At 37.0% G+C, this 16,657-nt stretch carries 14 protein-coding genes; 5 read left to right on the top strand and 9 right to left on the bottom strand.

The annotated features are described in order from the left end of the window. Window positions 1–155: 155 nt before the first annotated feature. Window positions 156–2,078, top strand: a complete 1,923-nt coding sequence (locus tag PMN2A_RS08570; RefSeq protein ID WP_011295412.1) for an Rne/Rng family ribonuclease — start codon at window positions 156–158, stop codon at window positions 2,076–2,078. Window positions 2,079–2,080: 2 nt separating this feature from the next. Next, window positions 2,081–2,668: a ribonuclease HII gene (locus PMN2A_RS08575; protein ID WP_011295413.1), complete on the top strand. Its 588-nt coding sequence runs from the start codon at window positions 2,081–2,083 to the stop codon at window positions 2,666–2,668. A gap of 14 nt (window positions 2,669–2,682) precedes the next feature. Here the strand turns inward: PMN2A_RS08575 and PMN2A_RS08580 are convergent, their stop codons facing one another. After that, complete coding sequence (locus PMN2A_RS08580; protein ID WP_011295414.1) at window positions 2,683–3,195, bottom strand: DUF1997 domain-containing protein; 513 nt, start codon at window positions 3,193–3,195, stop codon at window positions 2,683–2,685. Between the two features lie 56 nt (window positions 3,196–3,251). Between PMN2A_RS08580 and pheA the strand changes: the two genes are divergently transcribed. Further along, window positions 3,252–4,082, top strand: a complete 831-nt coding sequence (gene pheA / locus PMN2A_RS08585; RefSeq protein WP_011295415.1) for a prephenate dehydratase — start codon at window positions 3,252–3,254, stop codon at window positions 4,080–4,082. A gap of 1 nt (window position 4,083) precedes the next feature. Here the strand turns inward: pheA and PMN2A_RS08590 are convergent, their stop codons facing one another. The 7 genes from PMN2A_RS08590 to rpsL all read right to left on the bottom strand — a co-directional run bounded on the left by PMN2A_RS08590 (window position 4,084) and on the right by rpsL (window position 10,500). Beyond that, window positions 4,084–5,016, bottom strand: coding sequence for a methyltransferase domain-containing protein (locus PMN2A_RS08590; protein ID WP_011295416.1), 933 nt, complete (start codon window positions 5,014–5,016; stop codon window positions 4,084–4,086). A gap of 2 nt (window positions 5,017–5,018) precedes the next feature. Beyond that, complete coding sequence (locus tag PMN2A_RS08595; RefSeq protein ID WP_011295417.1) at window positions 5,019–5,681, bottom strand: LON peptidase substrate-binding domain-containing protein; 663 nt, start codon at window positions 5,679–5,681, stop codon at window positions 5,019–5,021. A gap of 60 nt (window positions 5,682–5,741) precedes the next feature. Next, a complete protein-coding gene (gene rpsJ, locus PMN2A_RS08600) occupies window positions 5,742–6,062 on the bottom strand; it encodes a 30S ribosomal protein S10 (RefSeq protein WP_009788866.1) in 321 nt (106 codons plus the stop codon). Between the two features lie 120 nt (window positions 6,063–6,182). Beyond that, the gene (tuf, locus tag PMN2A_RS08605) at window positions 6,183–7,382 is read right to left on the bottom strand and encodes an elongation factor Tu (RefSeq protein WP_011295418.1); all 1,200 of its coding nucleotides are present in this window, start codon (window positions 7,380–7,382) and stop codon (window positions 6,183–6,185) included. A gap of 43 nt (window positions 7,383–7,425) precedes the next feature. Then, entirely contained in the window at window positions 7,426–9,501 is a 2,076-nt protein-coding gene (gene fusA / locus PMN2A_RS08610; RefSeq protein WP_011295419.1) for an elongation factor G, read from the bottom strand. A gap of 105 nt (window positions 9,502–9,606) precedes the next feature. After that, window positions 9,607–10,077, bottom strand: a complete 471-nt coding sequence (rpsG, locus tag PMN2A_RS08615; RefSeq protein ID WP_011295420.1) for a 30S ribosomal protein S7 — start codon at window positions 10,075–10,077, stop codon at window positions 9,607–9,609. A 48-nt stretch (window positions 10,078–10,125) separates the two neighbouring features. Beyond that, a complete protein-coding gene (gene rpsL / locus PMN2A_RS08620) occupies window positions 10,126–10,500 on the bottom strand; it encodes a 30S ribosomal protein S12 (protein WP_011295421.1) in 375 nt (124 codons plus the stop codon). Between the two features lie 268 nt (window positions 10,501–10,768). Here rpsL and gltB point away from each other — a divergent pair, with 268 nt between their 5' ends. Together gltB and PMN2A_RS08630 are read left to right on the top strand one after the other, a co-directional pair. Beyond that, window positions 10,769–15,358, top strand: coding sequence for a glutamate synthase large subunit (gltB, locus tag PMN2A_RS08625; protein WP_011295422.1), 4,590 nt, complete (start codon window positions 10,769–10,771; stop codon window positions 15,356–15,358). Window positions 15,359–15,368: 10 nt separating this feature from the next. After that, window positions 15,369–15,695, top strand: a complete 327-nt coding sequence (locus PMN2A_RS08630) for a YciI family protein (protein WP_011295423.1) — start codon at window positions 15,369–15,371, stop codon at window positions 15,693–15,695. Here PMN2A_RS08630 and lipA read toward each other — a convergent pair. Continuing rightward, window positions 15,683–16,552 carry a lipoyl synthase gene (gene lipA / locus PMN2A_RS08635; protein ID WP_011295424.1) on the bottom strand — a complete coding sequence of 290 codons (870 nt, stop codon included), beginning with the start codon at window positions 16,550–16,552 and terminating at the stop codon, window positions 15,683–15,685. The two genes, PMN2A_RS08630 and lipA, sit on opposite strands and share 13 nt — an antisense overlap. Window positions 16,553–16,657 lie beyond the last annotated feature (105 nt).

Below are 16,657 nucleotides of genomic sequence, written 5' to 3' on the forward strand. Positions count from 1 at the left end.
TCTCCAGCGATTTCAACCGGATCATATTTAATTCCCATTCCGAACAGTATTCAAAAATCTCTTTAAGTTTGTTAGACGTTAAAAATTTCCAACAGTTCTTTTTGCAGTTTTTCTGCTAATCAATTTTTCATAGCTTAAAACGCTCAACATTGTATATGCCCCAGCAAATTGTCATTGCTGAGCATTTGCGAATTGCCGCTCTGCTCACTGATGAGAGAATAGATGAATTAATCGTCGCTCAAGGTAGCTACCAAATCGGAGATATTTTCTTAGGAACCGTTGAAAATGTTCTTCCTGGGATAGACGCTGCTTTTGTCAATATTGGTGAAAGTGAAAAAAATGGCTTTATTCATGTAAATGATTTAGGTCCACTGAGATTAAAAAAAGCAACTGCAGGAATAACAGAGTTGCTCGAACCAAGGCAAAAGGTTTTGGTTCAGGTGATGAAAGAGCCCACTGGGACAAAAGGGCCTAGATTAACTGGAAACATAGCTCTTCCTGGTAGATATCTAGTACTCCAACCTTATGGACAAGGGGTAAATATTTCGAGAAGAATAAGCACTGAAAGTGAAAGAAATCGACTTAGAGCATTAGGAGTATTAGTTAAGCCTCCAAGTACTGGACTTTTAATAAGAACAGAAGCGGAAGATATTTCTGAAGAATTTTTAATTGATGATCTTGAAAATCTTCTTAAACAATGGGAGCTTATTCAACAAGCATCAGAGAGTTGCACTCCGCCAATTCTCTTAAATAGAGATGAAGACTTTATTCATAGAATTCTTCGAGATCATACAGGTCAAAATCTTACTCAGATTGTTGTAGATAATTCTGAAGCAATTGGTCGAGTTAAAAACTTCCTTGGCAAGGATAGTAATGAATTAACAATAGAATTACATAACGATTCGGAAAATATTTTGGAGAAATACAAAGTCATATCTTCAATTAATGAAGCATTAAAACCCAGAGTTGATCTTCCTTCGGGTGGGTATATAATAATAGAGCCAACAGAAGCATTGACAGTTATTGATGTCAACTCAGGCTCATTTACACGATCTGCGAATTCCAGAGAAACAGTATTATGGACTAATTGTGAAGCCGCTATTGAGATAGGAAGACAATTAAAATTAAGGAATATTGGTGGGGTTATTATTATTGATTTTATTGATATGGATACCAAAAGAGATCAACTTCAATTATTAGAACATTTCACATCTGCTATTAATGGAGACTCGGCACGGCCACAAATAGCTTCACTTACAGAACTAGGACTTGTTGAGCTCACTAGAAAAAGACAAGGTCAAAATATATATGAATTATTTGGAAAGACATCTCCTAATTCTCAAGGGCAAGGTTATCTTCCAAGCATTACTATTCAAGACATAAATCCAACAACCCCATCTGAAGCTGGCGTAATCAATGCAACTTTAATATCAGGCGAAGATATTCAATCTTTACAAGAAAGTAATAACAAGAAAAAGCGTATAAATAAAGCAAGAGATATAGAAGCAAACTTAAGCAATGAAGAACACAAATCATCTACAGACAACTCAAAAGCTATCTCCACGGATACAATTACAGAAGATATTCAAAAAGAGAGTAATAATAAAAGAAAAGAAACAACGATAATAAATATCAATATGAATCAGAATGAAGAGATTGTATATAGTTTAATGGGATTAGATCCTATTTTACTTTTAGAGAAACCTCCACTATCTGAAAACTATAAGGTTAATATAATCAGACCTGGGAAAGAGGAAACTAGAGAAGAAAAGAGTAACATGCCTGAGGGTAATCAACAAAAAATAGTTGATGATTCTATTAGCAAACATCAAAATAATAATAAGGATATTATTCGTCTTAAAGACAAAAGTAATATTGAACAAAAATCAACCAATTCTGACGAAAAAGAGAGTGATGAAGAAGAAAAAATCAATGTAGATTTGGATCAAGAAACAAATGAATTAATAAATATTAATCATAATTCAATAAGCGAAAAGAATGAATTACCTTCCACCGAGTCACAAGAAGTTAATGAGGATCCAAGACGAAAAAGAAGAAGGTCTTCAGCCTCTTCTTAAACATGGAAGATATAAAATCTCTTATCGCTGGAGTTGATGAAGTAGGAAAAGGTTGTTTATTTGGCCCTGTTTTCGCGGCAGCGGTTATTTTAAGCAAAAAGAATGAAATAGAGCTCTTAAATCAAGGTTTGAAAGACAGTAAAAAATTAAGTCAGAGACAAAGACATAACTTAGTTCCTTTGATAAAAACAAACTCAATAGCTTGGACAATTGGCCAAGCTTCAGCAAGAGAAATAGACGTTATGGGCATCCGAGATGCTACTGAGAAAGCCATGCTAAGAGCATTAGAAAAATTTTCATCTCCACCAGACTTAATTCTTGTAGACGGAATTTTACCCATTCGCTTGTGGCCAGGGAAACAAAAGACACAAGTTCGAGGTGAAAGTCATTTTGCTTCAATTGCTGCTGCAAGTGTATTAGCGAAAGAAACCAGGGATGAATTAATTAAACGACTAGCTCGCAAATACAATTGTTATGGACTAGAAAAAAACAAGGGGTATGGAACTGAGATCCATAGAACAAAGTTAATCAAAGAAGGTGCAACAAAACTCCACCGAAAAAGTTTTATCTCACGATTGAAAAAAAATTGATATTTATTTTGTAACTAATTTTCTTTACACCAATTATTAAAATCAACAATTAGCTGCTTCTGAACCCTTGCCTTAATTCCTAACAAAATACCATTCAAGATTGATTGCCCAGTTTTCTCAAGCATTTTGGGAGGAATTAATCTCAATAGGTGAGGCTGACTGACCGTTACACCCAAAAGAGCTTCGCCTTCAAGACCTGATAGTTTTGCATCCAAAACTGCATCTAAAGTTAAATCGAAATCATCAACTAATCCCAAACCATCTAAGTGGCTTTCAGTTACATACATTCTAATTTTTTTCTCAGAATTTTCCACACCGATTGATACGACTGGATTTATTTGAAGTTGAAAAACCTTAAAACTTGTGACTTCGTACTTAAAGCTTCCTGGCCCTAAAGGGGTCAATTTTTTAGGATCTAGCATTGCTCCTACAACTCTTTCCTGTTGTAGGAGATAATCAGGTAGTTTCTCCTGATTATTTTGAACAACTAGATCAATTTTTTGTCGTGCTGTAAAGGCAAGAGCCATTATCAAAAACTTGCTCAGTTTGATCTTATCGGTTTTTACTCCTTTTTTTTTATCTAATGTTAACTCGAGTGGCCTATCTAGGGCCTAAAGGAACATACGCTGAACAAGCCGCGAAAGCGCTAGCAGAGCTTGAGAAGCTTGACTCTCCAGTATTTTCCCCTTGCAAAGGGTTAAGGTCTGTGGTGGATAATCTTGCAAACAATCTTTGTGAAGCAGCCGTAGTACCAATTGAAAATTCAGTAGAAGGTGGAGTCACCACAACATTAGATTCTCTATGGAGACATGAAAACCTATTTATACATAGAGCCCTAGTACTACCTATTAAACACTCATTAATGAGTAGCGGATCAATTTCAAAGATTTCAGAAGTCCTATCCCATCCTCAGGCAATAGCACAATGCAGCCAGTGGTTAAATGACAATATTCCAAATGCAGTTCATCTACCAACTAATTCAACGGCAGAAGCAATAAGAATGGTAAGAGGAAGCTTATTTAGAGCAGCGATAGGATCCAAAGATGCAAGTGAGGATCTGAATATTCTGGCTTATCCTATTAATGATATTGAAGGGAATTGCACTAGATTCGTTCTTCTCAGTAAGAACAACATTAAAGTGGATGGGAATAAGGCAAGTATGGCCTTTTCTCTTAAGTCGAATAGTCCGGGTGCATTACTAAAAGCATTGAATTGCATCGCAAATCTTGGCTTGAATATGAGTAGAATTGAATCACGTCCTTCTAAAAGAGAACTTGGTGAATATGTCTTTTTCATAGATCTTGATTTAAACAATAATAATAAAAAAGACTTTGAAAACATTACTAAAGAATTATCTCCTCTTTGCAATCAAATAATTAATTTTGGATGCTATTTCGGATCAGAAGTTGATTAAATTATCCTCTTGATTTGAATACTCCAAATTTCATCAAGCCTCTTGAAAAAGACCATCTCATCATTAGTATTGTTGGGATTTCTTTAAATGCCTTTAGTAAAGATCTAAGGCCTAATTTCAAGATAGATGAAGGTCTTCTAAACCCCTCATATATAGATTCATTCCAAGACTGAATTGTGTATTTTGTCCAATTAGAAGTCTCTACAGAGCTTCCACAGTAAGGACTATTTAATAAGTTATTTTTAAATCCTTCAATACTTGAAAATTCAGGATGGGTCCATTGGATTAGTAATTGATTCATGATGAGTTTTTCAAAAAAATTTAAAGGATGTTTAGTTGAATCTCTTTGATTCCAATCTGCAACTGCCAAAACCCCACCAGGCCTAAGAACTCTGAGCATCTCATCTGCAAAAGTTTGTTTATCTAAGATATGAGGCCCAGCTTCTACACTCCAAACCCCGTCAAAGCTACCTTTTTCAAACTTTAAGTCAAGTGCATTCATTACTTCAAAACTACAAAAATCCCTATTAGCTGTTAATTCACGTGCTCTTTTAACTTGTTCTTGACTTATTGAAATACCAATGACATCAAATCCATAATAATCAGACAATATTCTTGAACTTCCGCCTATTCCACAACCTACGTCTAACACCCTCGAGCCTTTTGGTAATTGATTTAAACCGCTCCAGCGAACTAATTCATGAACAAAATCAACCTTAGCTTTCCTAAAGTCTTTTTTTATTCTTGGTTTTTCGTAAAAACCTAGATGAATATGTTCTCCCCATAGATTTTCTAATAAACGATCATTAGTCCATGAATCATATGAGGATGCAACGCTATTAACAGACTCATATTTTCGACTTTTCCTAACCCACTGATTAGTTAAAGTGAAGAGACAGAAAATACTAAATATTAAAATCAATATCCATTGCATAATTAATTGTTGGCTTGATCGGCGTTTGAGAAAGTATCTTTTAAAGCAGTTCTGGCAGCTAGTTGCTTTCTTGTGTGATCAAGCAGTTCATATTCTCTTTCCAAACGTTGAAACGTATTTGTTATTTCTAATAGATTTTGCTGCTCGTTTGCTACTGGACCGCCAAGATGAGCAGCTATCCAAAAAGACAATTCTCTTGGAATGTCAGGCAAAGAATCAGGAAGTTCTTTCTCAGATTCAGTTAATTTTGAGGTAAGTGAAACTACATCCTTTAGAGCAATTGATACTGAATCCTTTAGTTCCAATAGTTTGGTTTGATCTGAGATTTGTTCATCATCGACCCAACTAACTAGTGCGTTAATAAATGGAGTTTCACTAATAATTTCAAGAATTCGAAATCTTTGCTGTCCAATAGTCACAATATTACTTCTACCATCTTGTGAAGTTTGATGCTTAATAATCTCAGCGCAACAACCTACATCTGCCATTTTTTTTGCAATTGGATCCCATCTAACTACTCCAAAACGGCTATCCGATTTCAACACAGATTGAAGCATAACTCTGTAACGAGTCTCAAAAATATGAAGTGGCAAATACTCCTGAGGAAAAAGCACAACCTCAGGCAATGGGAAAAGTGGTAGCTCCCTAACTGAAAGTTCGCTCAAATGGGGATTCCTAATTAAACATATCCTAGATAATCAATCTCTGGTTTGAGAGAAAAAGATCTAGAGCTTAACTTCTATATCAACTCCACTAGGAAGATCCAACTTCATTAAAGCGTCTATTGTCTTTGCGGAAGGACTGTAAATATCGATAATTCTTCTATGTGTTCTTGTCTCAAAATGCTCTCTTGAATCTTTATCAACATGAGGTGAACGAAGAACACAATAAATTTTTCTTTTTGTAGGAAGAGGAATGGGACCTATCGCTGAAGCAGCTGTTGTATCTGCAGTCTCAATTATTTTATCGCAAGATAAATCAAGCATTCTTCTATCAAAAGCCTTTAGGCGAATGCGTATTTTTTGCTGTGCAATTGCAGTTGACATAATGGGATTACCAAAAGCTAATTAAGTTTTCGAGGTTCTTTACAGGATGAACTAATTAGTTCATTTGTTTAATTAATTTAGAGGATGACCTGAATAAATTACAAGTCATCCTCTGAATAATTATTCAATAATTTTAGAAACTACTCCTGCTCCAATTGTACGTCCACCTTCGCGAATAGCGAATCTCATACCTTGTTCTATAGCAACAGGGGCTATCAATTCTCCTGTCATTTTTATTCTGTCCCCAGGCATAACCATTTCGACATTGCTGCCGTCATCAGATGTGAATGCAGTAATTTGACCTGTTACATCAGTAGTACGAATATAAAACTGTGGTCGATAACCAGCAAAGAATGGGGTATGGCGGCCACCCTCTTCTTTTTTTAATACATAAACTTCACCTTCAAACTTAGTATGAGGTGTGATGGAACCTTTTTTAACAAGAACCATTCCTCTCTCGATATCTTCCTTCTGAATACCACGTAAAAGAAGTCCAACGTTGTCACCAGCCATACCTTCATCAAGAAGTTTTCTAAACATCTCGACACCTGTAACAGTGGTTAGTCTTGTATCTCTAATTCCTACAATTTCAACTTCCTCTCCGACTGTTACTTTTCCTCTTTCAATTCTTCCAGTAGCAACTGTTCCTCGTCCAGTAATTGAAAAAACGTCTTCAATAGCCATTAAGAAAGGCTTATCAATTTCACGTTCTGGTTCTGGAATTGATGCATCAACAGCTGTCATCAAGTCATCTATTTTAGTCTCCCAATCTGCTTCTCCTTCGATAGCTTTTAATCCCGAAACTTGAACGACAGGGATGTCATCGCCGGGGAAGTCATAACTTGTAAGAAGTTCACGAATCTCCATTTCTACAAGTTCTATCATTTCTTCATCATCAACCATGTCACATTTGTTTAGTGCAACAACCAATGCGGGTACTCCAACCTGCTTCGCCAAAAGAATGTGTTCTTTTGTTTGTGCCATTGCTCCATCGGTAGCTGCTACAACAAGAATCGCACCGTCCATCTGAGCAGCACCTGTGATCATGTTTTTTACATAATCAGCGTGACCTGGGCAATCAACGTGAGCGTAATGCCTGCCCTCAGTTTCATATTCAACGTGAGCAGTGTTGATTGTTATGCCGCGTTCACGCTCTTCTGGAGCTCCATCAATTTCAGCGTAATCTTGCGCTTCGGCTTGACCTTTCTTTGCTAAAACCTTCGTAATTGCTGCTGTAAGGGTTGTTTTGCCATGGTCAACGTGGCCAATAGTACCTATGTTGACGTGAGGTTTGTTCCTCTCAAACTTCTCGCGAGCCATTTTTTTTAAAGAATCGGGGGGGTGGTTAGTAAATTTTTAGAGATCAGGAATTGCCCTGATTCTTGGAGATAATTGCCTCCGCAACATTACGAGGAACTTCCTCGTAGGTGCTGAACTCCATGGAGAAAATACCCCGACCTTGAGTCATTGATCGGAGTTGAGTGGCATAGCCAAACATTTCGGCTAATGGCACTTTTGACTGGACTTTGGATTGTCCATCTTCGATGGATTGACCTTCAACCTGGCCTCGTCTAGAGGACAGATCTCCAATTATAGATCCTAGGAAGTCCTCGGGCACTTCTACCTCAACTTTCATCATAGGTTCTAGAAGGACAGGATTGCACTTCTTGATTCCATCTTTGAAAGCCATTGAGCCTGCAATTTTGAAAGCCATCTCTGATGAGTCAACATCATGATAAGAGCCATCAACCAATGTAACTTTTACATCTATCAAAGGATAGCCAGCAATCACACCAGACTCACATGTTTCTCTCATTCCTGATTCAGCAGGCTTTATATATTCTTTTGGTACAGACCCACCGACAATTTTATTGACAAACTCAAACCCAGTTCCTGGTTCACCTGGCTCAACTTCAATGACAACATGACCGTACTGACCTTTACCACCAGTTTGTCTTGCAAACTTACCTTCACCTGAAGAGCTGGCTCTAATCGTTTCTCTGTAAGAAACTTGAGGGGCTCCAATATTTGCCTCTACCTTAAATTCTCTCAACATACGATCAACCAGAATCTCTAAGTGCAATTCACCCATACCTGCGATTACGGTTTGATTTGTCTCTTGATCAGTACTTACTCTGAATGTTGGATCCTCCTCAGAAAGAGATGTCAGCGCTTTGCCTAACTTTTCCATATCACTTTTAGTCTTGGGTTCTACCGCAACTGAAATAACTGGCTCAGGAATATAGAGCGTTTCAAGAACAATTGCCTCTTCTGAAGCGCATAAAGTATCTCCCGTAGTTGTGTTTTTGAGACCAAGCACAGCCCCAAGATCACCAGCTCTTAATTCATCAACTTCCTCTCGGTCATCAGCTTTCAAAATTATCAACCTAGAAATTCTCTCTTTTGCATCCTTAGTTGAGTTGAGCACATAACTTCCTTTTTCAAGGACACCAGAATACATGCGAACAAACGTCAATTTCCCATATGGATCAGCCATTACCTTGAATGCAAGTGCGCTAAACGGAGCGCCATCATCTGACGGCCTTACAGCTTCTTTTCCGTTAGGGAGCAAACCTTGAATAGGAGGAACATCAACAGGAGCAGGAAGATAATTAACTACTGCATCTAGTAATAACTGAACCCCTTTATTTTTAAAAGCTGAACCACATAACATAGGAACTACACCATGCTTAAGGACACCTTCCCTAATACCAGATTTGAGTTGTTCTATTGTTAGCTCTCCATTTTCTAGAAATGCTTCTAATAATTCCTCTTCAGTTTCTGCTATTGACTCCATTAATTTTGATCGCCAATCAGATACTAAATCAACCATGTCTGATGGAACTTCAGTCTGCTCAATATCTTTACCAAGATCATCTTTATAGATATATGCTTTATTTTCAACAAGATCAATAATACCTTTCAAATCATTTTCAGCTCCTATGGGTAACTGAATTGGAACTGCATTAGCTTTTAATCTATCTTTAATTTGACCATGGACCTTTAGGAAATCAGCACCAGTTCTATCCATTTTATTGACAAATACCATTCTTGGCACTGAATATCTGTCGGCTTGGCGCCAAACTGTTTCAGATTGAGGCTGTACTCCTCCAACAGCGCAGAAGACAGCGATAACACCATCAAGAACCCTCATCGAGCGTTCAACTTCAATGGTGAAGTCAACGTGACCAGGAGTATCGATAATGTTGATACGATGATCGTCCCATGTGGTTGAAATAGCTGCAGCGGTAATAGTTATTCCTCTCTCTCTCTCTTGAGCCATCCAATCAGTCACGGCTGCTCCATCATGAACCTCTCCCATCTTGTGAACAACACCTGAATAGAAAAGAATTCTTTCAGTGCAAGTTGTTTTACCAGCATCAATGTGTGCAGCAATACCGATATTTCTTACTCGTTCCAAAGGAAAGGCGCGTGCCACAGAAAATACTCCGACTAAAGGGCTTTAAAATGCGCATGGACTCTACAACTAAGCATGCAAAAAAAGAAATATTTTGAGGATTTAAATAGAAAAATTTGATCTAAATCAATAACGATAGTGAGCGAAAGCCTTATTAGCTTCGGCCATCTTATGGGTCTCTTCCCTCTTCCTCACAGCATTTCCAGCCTCATTAGCTGCATCCATAAGTTCTCCAGCAAGTTTTTGAGCCATGCTTCTACCATTTCTCGATCTTGAGAAATTTACCAACCATCTAAGTGCCATTGCAATACCTCTTTCTTGACGAACTTCCATTGGGACCTGATATGTAGCGCCACCAACTCTTCTCGCTCTCACTTCAACAAGAGGTGTGACATTTTTCACTGCTGTTTCAAATAATTCAATCGGATCTGAACCAGTTCGTTCGTTGATCAAACCAAAGGCATCAGAAAGTATTTTTTGAGCTGTGGATTTCTTACCGTGTTTCATCAATCGATGGACCATCATGCTTGCCAAGCGATTATTGAATTGGGGATCAGGGAGAACAGGTCTTTTTTCTGCTGCGTTTCTTCTTGACATGAAATTAAATTTGTATAAGGGGAAAATTCAGTAAATCAAAATAAATTTTTATTCTTTGGGGGATTTAGCTCCATATTTTGATCTTGACTGTCTACGGTCTTTAACCCCAGCGGTATCAAGAGATCCTCTGACTATGTGATATCTAACTCCTGGAAGATCTTTAACCCTTCCACCTCTCAGCAAAACTACAGAGTGTTCTTGAAGGTTGTGACCAATACCACCAATATATGCAGTAACTTCAAAGCCTGAAGTTAATCTGACACGAGCTACTTTTCTTAAAGCCGAGTTAGGTTTTTTTGGAGTTGAGGTGTAAACCCTTGTACAAACTCCTCTCCTTTCAGGGCAACCTCGCAAAGCAGGAGACTTTGTCTTTGTTTTTAGAGTCTTTCGCTCTGTTCTTATCAACTGTTGAATGGTTGGCATTAATTTAATATTTGGTCTAGTTTCGACCAGATTCAACAATTCTCCAGATTACTTGGTCAACCACCCAAATTCATATTTTTATTCAATTAATATTTTATTTTTATTTAGATTCAAGCATATCTACAAATATTTCAAGAAAAGTATTGAATAAAAAACTAGATGGTCGACAAAAATGTTTAAGATGTAACTCTAAAGACTATCAATTCATCTATTTCAAAGCTTACCAATAGCACTTTTGTAAGAAAAGAAAAATAGTAAGTTAAAAAACATGCATCAACGAATCTCCAGATCAAATTGGCCTTACTGCGATAGCACCTATCCAGATGCCTTCTCTGGGGAAAAAGACTCTTGTGGAGTTGGATTTATAGCTAGCGTTGAAGGCAAACAAAATCATTGGGTTTTAACTCAGGCATTACGTGGGCTGAGTTGCATGGAACATAGAGGAGGATGTGGGGGAGATAGCGACTCAGGAGATGGTGCTGGGATTTTATGTGAAATCCCATGGTCATATTTCAAGCAAGTTTGGGACAAGGCTAAGCATTGCGAACCCCAAGCATCAGGAATAGGCATGATATTTATGCCTAAAGACTTAAAAAATAGAGAACTAGCGAAAAAAATATGTGAGCAGGAAGCTGAGTCCTTAGGATTAACCTCCAAAGGATGGAGAGATGTTCCTGTTCATGAAGAAGTTTTAGGCAAACTTGCAAGGGAAAATGAACCTTTTATTACACAATGGATAGTTGATATTAAGGATAAAGAAATCAATCTTGAGGCTTTACTTTTCAGATTGAGGCAAAGGATTTCTAATCGAGCAAATATAGAATTAAAGGAAGATGAATTAGGTCTCTATATTTGCTCTTTAAGTAGCAAAACTATTGTTTATAAAGGAATGGTTAGATCTGAAATATTGGCTCCTTTCTATAATGATTTAAAAGACGATAGATTTGAAGTCTCATATGCTGTTTACCATAGAAGATTTAGTACAAATACATTACCTAAATGGCCTTTAGCTCAACCAATGAGACTTTTAGGTCATAATGGAGAAATAAATACATTACTCGGAAATATAAATTGGGCTAAAGCAACAGAAACAGATATAAGTTCTGTTTGGAAAGAAAATGCAAATGATCTAAAACCTATAGTCGATAATTTATATAGTGATTCAGCAAATCTTGATTTAAACCTTGAACTATTAGTTCGAAGTGGAAGGCCAATAACTGATAGTTTGTTAACACTTATTCCCGAAGCTTTTAGAGACCAGCCTGAATTAATCAATAAACCTGAAATAACTGCTTTTTATGAATATGCTGCAGGAACCCAAGAACCTTGGGATGGTCCAGCTTTAATAGTCTTTACTGACGGAACAAATATTGGAGCAACTCTTGATAGAAATGGTTTAAGACCAGCTCGCTATTGCATTACTAAAAATGGATATGTTGTTATGGGATCTGAAACAGGTGTTGTTGAATTAGAAGAAGATGTAATCCAAGAAAAAGGTCGTCTAGGTCCTGGTCAAATGCTTGCGGTAGATTTAGAAAGCAAGAGAATTTTACGAAACTGGGATGTTAAAGAAGAGTCAGCAAATAGATACCCATATTTAGATTGGTTAAAAGCAAATCGTATAAACCTTAACAACCAAAGTTGGGAAATAAATAATAAATTTGATAAGCAAAAATTGCTTCAATATCAAATTGCATTTGGCTTTAGTGCAGAAGATTTTGATTACATAATTAATAGCATGGCAGCAAATGCAAAAGAACCAACTTATTGCATGGGAGATGATATACCACTAGCAATACTTTCTAACAAATCACATATTCTTTACGACTATTTCAAACAGAGATTTGCACAAGTTACCAACCCACCAATTGATCCTCTTAGAGAAAAGCTAGTCACTAGCTTAGAGATGAATCTAGGGGTCAGGAAAGCGCCCTTGAGACCCAAAGAAGAGTCTGCAAGGCTAATTCATCTTGAATCTCCAATACTTAATGAAAAAGAATTAAATTCAATAAAAAATTCTGAACTTTCGTGTAAGCAAATATCGACTTTAATTCCTATTAACGATGATAAAATTATTCTCGAAGAAGGTCTCAAAAATCTATGTAAAGAAGCAGAAGATAGTGTAATCAATGGTAGAGAGATACTAATACTTTCGGATAGAGATATTAATCGAGAAAACTCTTACATTCCACCTCTTCTTGCGGTTGGTGCAGTTCATCATCATTTACTTAGAAAAGGGCTAAGACTAAAAACCTCGATAATTATAGATACAGCTCAATGCTGGAGTACTCATCACATTGCCTGTCTGATTGGATTTGGAGCAAGTGCAATTTGTCCTTGGCTGACATGGGAAACTACTCGCCATTGGTGGCAACTACCTAAAACTCAAAAACTTATTTCCGATGGGAAGTTATCTAATTTATCTATAGAGATTGCTCAAGATAATGTTAAGAAAGCAATGGAAGATGGATTAAGAAAAATACTTTCGAAGATAGGAATCTCAGTATTAGCAAGTTATCACGGAGCACAAATCTTTGAAGCTATAGGTATCGGTGCAGATTTAATTGATTTAGCTTTCAAGGGAACAACAAGTCGTATAGCAGGTCTAACTCTGAGCGAATTATCAATCGAAACAATTTCATTTCATAAAAAAGCTTTCCCCGAACTGGAGCAAAAAAAACTTGATTTTAATGGATTTGTTCAATATCGAAATAGCGGAGAATTTCATTTAAATAATCCAGAAATGTCAAAAATTCTTCATGCTGCAGTGAAAGCTGGGCCTGAATATGACCACTTCAAAACTTATCAACAACTTCTAGAAAATCGTCCCGCTACTACCCTCAGAGATCTCCTTACATTCAAAACAGCTACCCAGCCTTTACCCCTTGATCAAATAGAGAGTGTTGAGAATATTTGTCAAAGATTTTGCACCGGTGGAATGAGCCTAGGTGCCCTATCTAGGGAAGCGCATGAAGTTCTTGCAATAGCAATGAATAGGATTGGAGGCAAAAGTAATAGTGGTGAAGGAGGTGAGGATCCTGCAAGATTCAATGTCCTCGAGGATGTTGATGAAAATAATCAATCAAAAACATTACCTAATCTCAAAGGACTTTTAAATGGAGATACAGCATGTTCTGCAATTAAACAAATTGCCTCTGGCCGATTTGGTGTAACCCCTGAATATTTAACTAGCGGCAAGCAATTAGAAATCAAAGTAGCTCAAGGTGCAAAGCCTGGAGAAGGAGGACAATTACCTGGGCCAAAGGTTGATGAATACATAGCAAGGCTTCGTAATAGCAAGCCAGGAGTAGCTCTTATTTCTCCTCCTCCTCATCATGATATCTATTCCATAGAGGATCTTGCCCAACTTATTCATGACCTACATCAAATAAATCCAACTGCAAAAGTTAGTGTGAAATTAGTTGCTGAGATAGGGATTGGCACAATTGCAGGAGGAGTAGCTAAAGCCAATGCTGATGTCATCCAAATTTCAGGACATGATGGCGGTACGGGCGCATCTCCACTTAGTTCAATCAAACATGCTGGTTTGCCATGGGAACTTGGATTAACGGAAGTTCATCGCTCTTTATTAGAAAATGGTCTTCGCGAAAGGGTTTTATTAAGAGCAGATGGAGGTCTAAAGACAGGCTGGGATGTGGTCATAGCAGCTTTACTTGGAGCAGAAGAATATGGCTTTGGAACAGTCGCAATGATTGCCGAAGGTTGCATAATGGCGAGGATTTGCCACACAAACAAATGTCCAGTCGGTGTAGCAACTCAGCAAGAAGGCTTAAGAAAAAGATTCCCTGGATTACCTGAACATGTCGTTAACTTTTTCATCTTCGTAGCTGAGGAAGTCAGACAATTGATGAGTCAAGTTGGAGTAGCAAAAGTCGAGGATCTAATTGGAAGAACAGATCTATTAATCCCACGGAATATAGACTTAACAAAAACAAAAAAAGTTGACCTATCTAGCCTTCTCAAACCTATAGATAACCCAACAGATCGTTCATGGTTAAGCCACGAAATTGAAGCTCATAGCAATGGAGAGGTTCTTGAAAATGCCCTACTCAAAGATAAAGAAGTTTCTAATGCAATTCAAACTCAGGGAAGTATTACTAAAGAAATTCCTATTGTTAATACAGATAGAAGTGTTTGTGCACGAATCTCTGGAGAGATAGCTAAAAAATATGGAAATAAAGGTTTTAATGGGAATTTAAATTTGATATTTAAAGGTTCAGCGGGGCAAAGCTTTGGTGCATTTATTTTAAAAGGAATGAATATTTCTTTGATTGGAGAAGCTAATGATTATGTAGGAAAAGGCATTAACGGAGGTTCCATTACGATTGTTCCTGAAATTATTAATGACACATCTAACACTCAGGTGATACTTGGCAACACATGTCTATATGGAGCAACTGGTGGAAAATTATTCGCCCTTGGAATAGCTGGGGAACGTTTTGGTGTTCGCAATAGTGGAGCTCATGCTGTTATTGAAGGAGCTGGAGACCATTGTTGCGAATATATGACTGGAGGAGTAGTTGTTGTGCTTGGAAAAACTGGAAGAAATATAGGAGCAGGAATGACTGGAGGCATAGCTTTTATTCTTGATAAAAAAAATGAACTTGACTTAAGAATGAATAAAGAAATTGTTGAGGTCCATCCTCTAACTGCAACTAACCATGAACAATTCTTAAATGACTTAATTTATGAATATCATCAGAAAACGAAAAGTCCATTAGCACAAAAGATTCTCGCAGACTGGTCTTCATGGAAGGAATTATTTAAAGCAGTAGTTCCTCCAAGCGAAAAAAGTAAACTAGGTATTGAGGAAGTGCTTGAGAAAGCTACAATTTAGATAGACAAGAATGCCGATATTTATTAAGACAGAGAAGTTTAAAGATAAAACTTTAAAATTATCTAATAGTGAAAGGAAAAAATTCTTATTAATGCATAAAGAATGGGTCAAAGGTATTACTAACTCAGGCCATTACATCCATAGCGGATATTTAATAAATGACAAAAAGATGCCAGGCGGCGGCGGTTTATTAATTTTTGAAGCGAAGGACTTTTTAACAGCTAAAAAAATTGTAGAAAATGATCCAATGATTAAGTATGAGTTAGTTTCTTGGGATCTTCAAGAATGGATATCAATTGACGGAAGTCAACCAAAGTTTTCAAATTATCTTGGATGAGACATCATTAATTTTTTAACTTCTCCAGCGTGATAACTACTTCTAGTTAATGGTGAACTAATGACCTGTAAAAATCCTAATTTATTTTCTCCCTCAACACGATAACTATCAAATTGCGAAGGGGAAACAAATCTATTAACAGGTAAATGTTTTGGTCCTGGTGATAAATATTGCCCAATAGTTACTATATCAACTTTATTTAAATGGAGATCACTTAGAACACTCAAAATCTCATCATCTGTCTCCCCTAATCCAGCCATTAAACCTGATTTTGTATAGACTCTTGGCCAACCTTCCCGAACTCTTTTTAATAATTCTAAAGACCTTTCATATTTCCCTTGAGGTCTAACTCTTGGATATAGCCTCGGAACTGTCTCGATATTGTGATTAAGGACATTTGGCGCAGCATCCAAGATAACTTTCAAAGCATCCCAATTTCCGCAAAGATCTGGGATTAAGACTTCAATAGAAGTAAAAGGAGATTTACTTTGCACAGCCTTAATACATTTCAAAAATTGACTAGCGCCTCCATCTTCTAAATCATCACGATTAACGGAAGTTATGACGACATGCGTTAAGCCCATTCTGTAAACAGCTTCACCTAGACGATCAGGTTCTGATGGGTCTAAAAGCCTTTTTGAATTATCAAATGAAATATCGCAATAAGGACATTTTCTCGTGCAAGCAGGTCCCATTATTAAGAAAGTAGCAGTACCTCCTGCAAAACACTCTCCAATATTTGGACAACTTGCTTCCTGACAAACTGTATTGAGTTTTAAATCAACTAATAAATCAGCAACATTACCAATCCTCTCTTGCTGTGGTGCTTTAACACGTAGCCAGTCTGGTTTAAGCAAAGCTCTTTTAATAACAAACTAACTTTAGAAAGAATTTCCAGATTGACTTGATTTTTTAACGTCTTCTCAACTTGACAAGCAAAAATAAGCCTAAAACAAAGTATT

Origin of the sequence: Prochlorococcus marinus str. NATL2A (assembly GCF_000012465.1) — a bacterium.
Lineage (GTDB): Bacteria > Cyanobacteriota > Cyanobacteriia > PCC-6307 > Cyanobiaceae > Prochlorococcus_B > Prochlorococcus_B marinus_B.

Excerpts from the sequence above, each read along its gene's own strand:
- rpsL (WP_011295421.1), bottom strand. The coding sequence starts at position 10,500 with ATGCCAACCATTCAACAGTTGATAAGAACAGAGCGAAAGACTCTAAAA.
- PMN2A_RS08590 (WP_011295416.1), bottom strand. The coding sequence starts at position 5,016 with ATGCAATGGATATTGATTTTAATATTTAGTATTTTCTGTCTCTTCACT.
- PMN2A_RS08570 (WP_011295412.1), top strand. The coding sequence starts at position 156 with ATGCCCCAGCAAATTGTCATTGCTGAGCATTTGCGAATTGCCGCTCTG.
- tuf (WP_011295418.1), bottom strand. The coding sequence starts at position 7,382 with ATGGCTCGCGAGAAGTTTGAGAGGAACAAACCTCACGTCAACATAGGT.
- rpsG (WP_011295420.1), bottom strand. The coding sequence starts at position 10,077 with ATGTCAAGAAGAAACGCAGCAGAAAAAAGACCTGTTCTCCCTGATCCC.
- rpsJ (WP_009788866.1), bottom strand. The coding sequence starts at position 6,062 with ATGTCAACTGCAATTGCACAGCAAAAAATACGCATTCGCCTAAAGGCT.
- gltB (WP_011295422.1), top strand. The coding sequence starts at position 10,769 with ATGCATCAACGAATCTCCAGATCAAATTGGCCTTACTGCGATAGCACC.
- PMN2A_RS08575 (WP_011295413.1), top strand. The coding sequence starts at position 2,081 with ATGGAAGATATAAAATCTCTTATCGCTGGAGTTGATGAAGTAGGAAAA.
- pheA (WP_011295415.1), top strand. The coding sequence starts at position 3,252 with ATGTTAACTCGAGTGGCCTATCTAGGGCCTAAAGGAACATACGCTGAA.
- PMN2A_RS08580 (WP_011295414.1), bottom strand. The coding sequence starts at position 3,195 with ATGGCTCTTGCCTTTACAGCACGACAAAAAATTGATCTAGTTGTTCAA.
- PMN2A_RS08630 (WP_011295423.1), top strand. The coding sequence starts at position 15,369 with ATGCCGATATTTATTAAGACAGAGAAGTTTAAAGATAAAACTTTAAAA.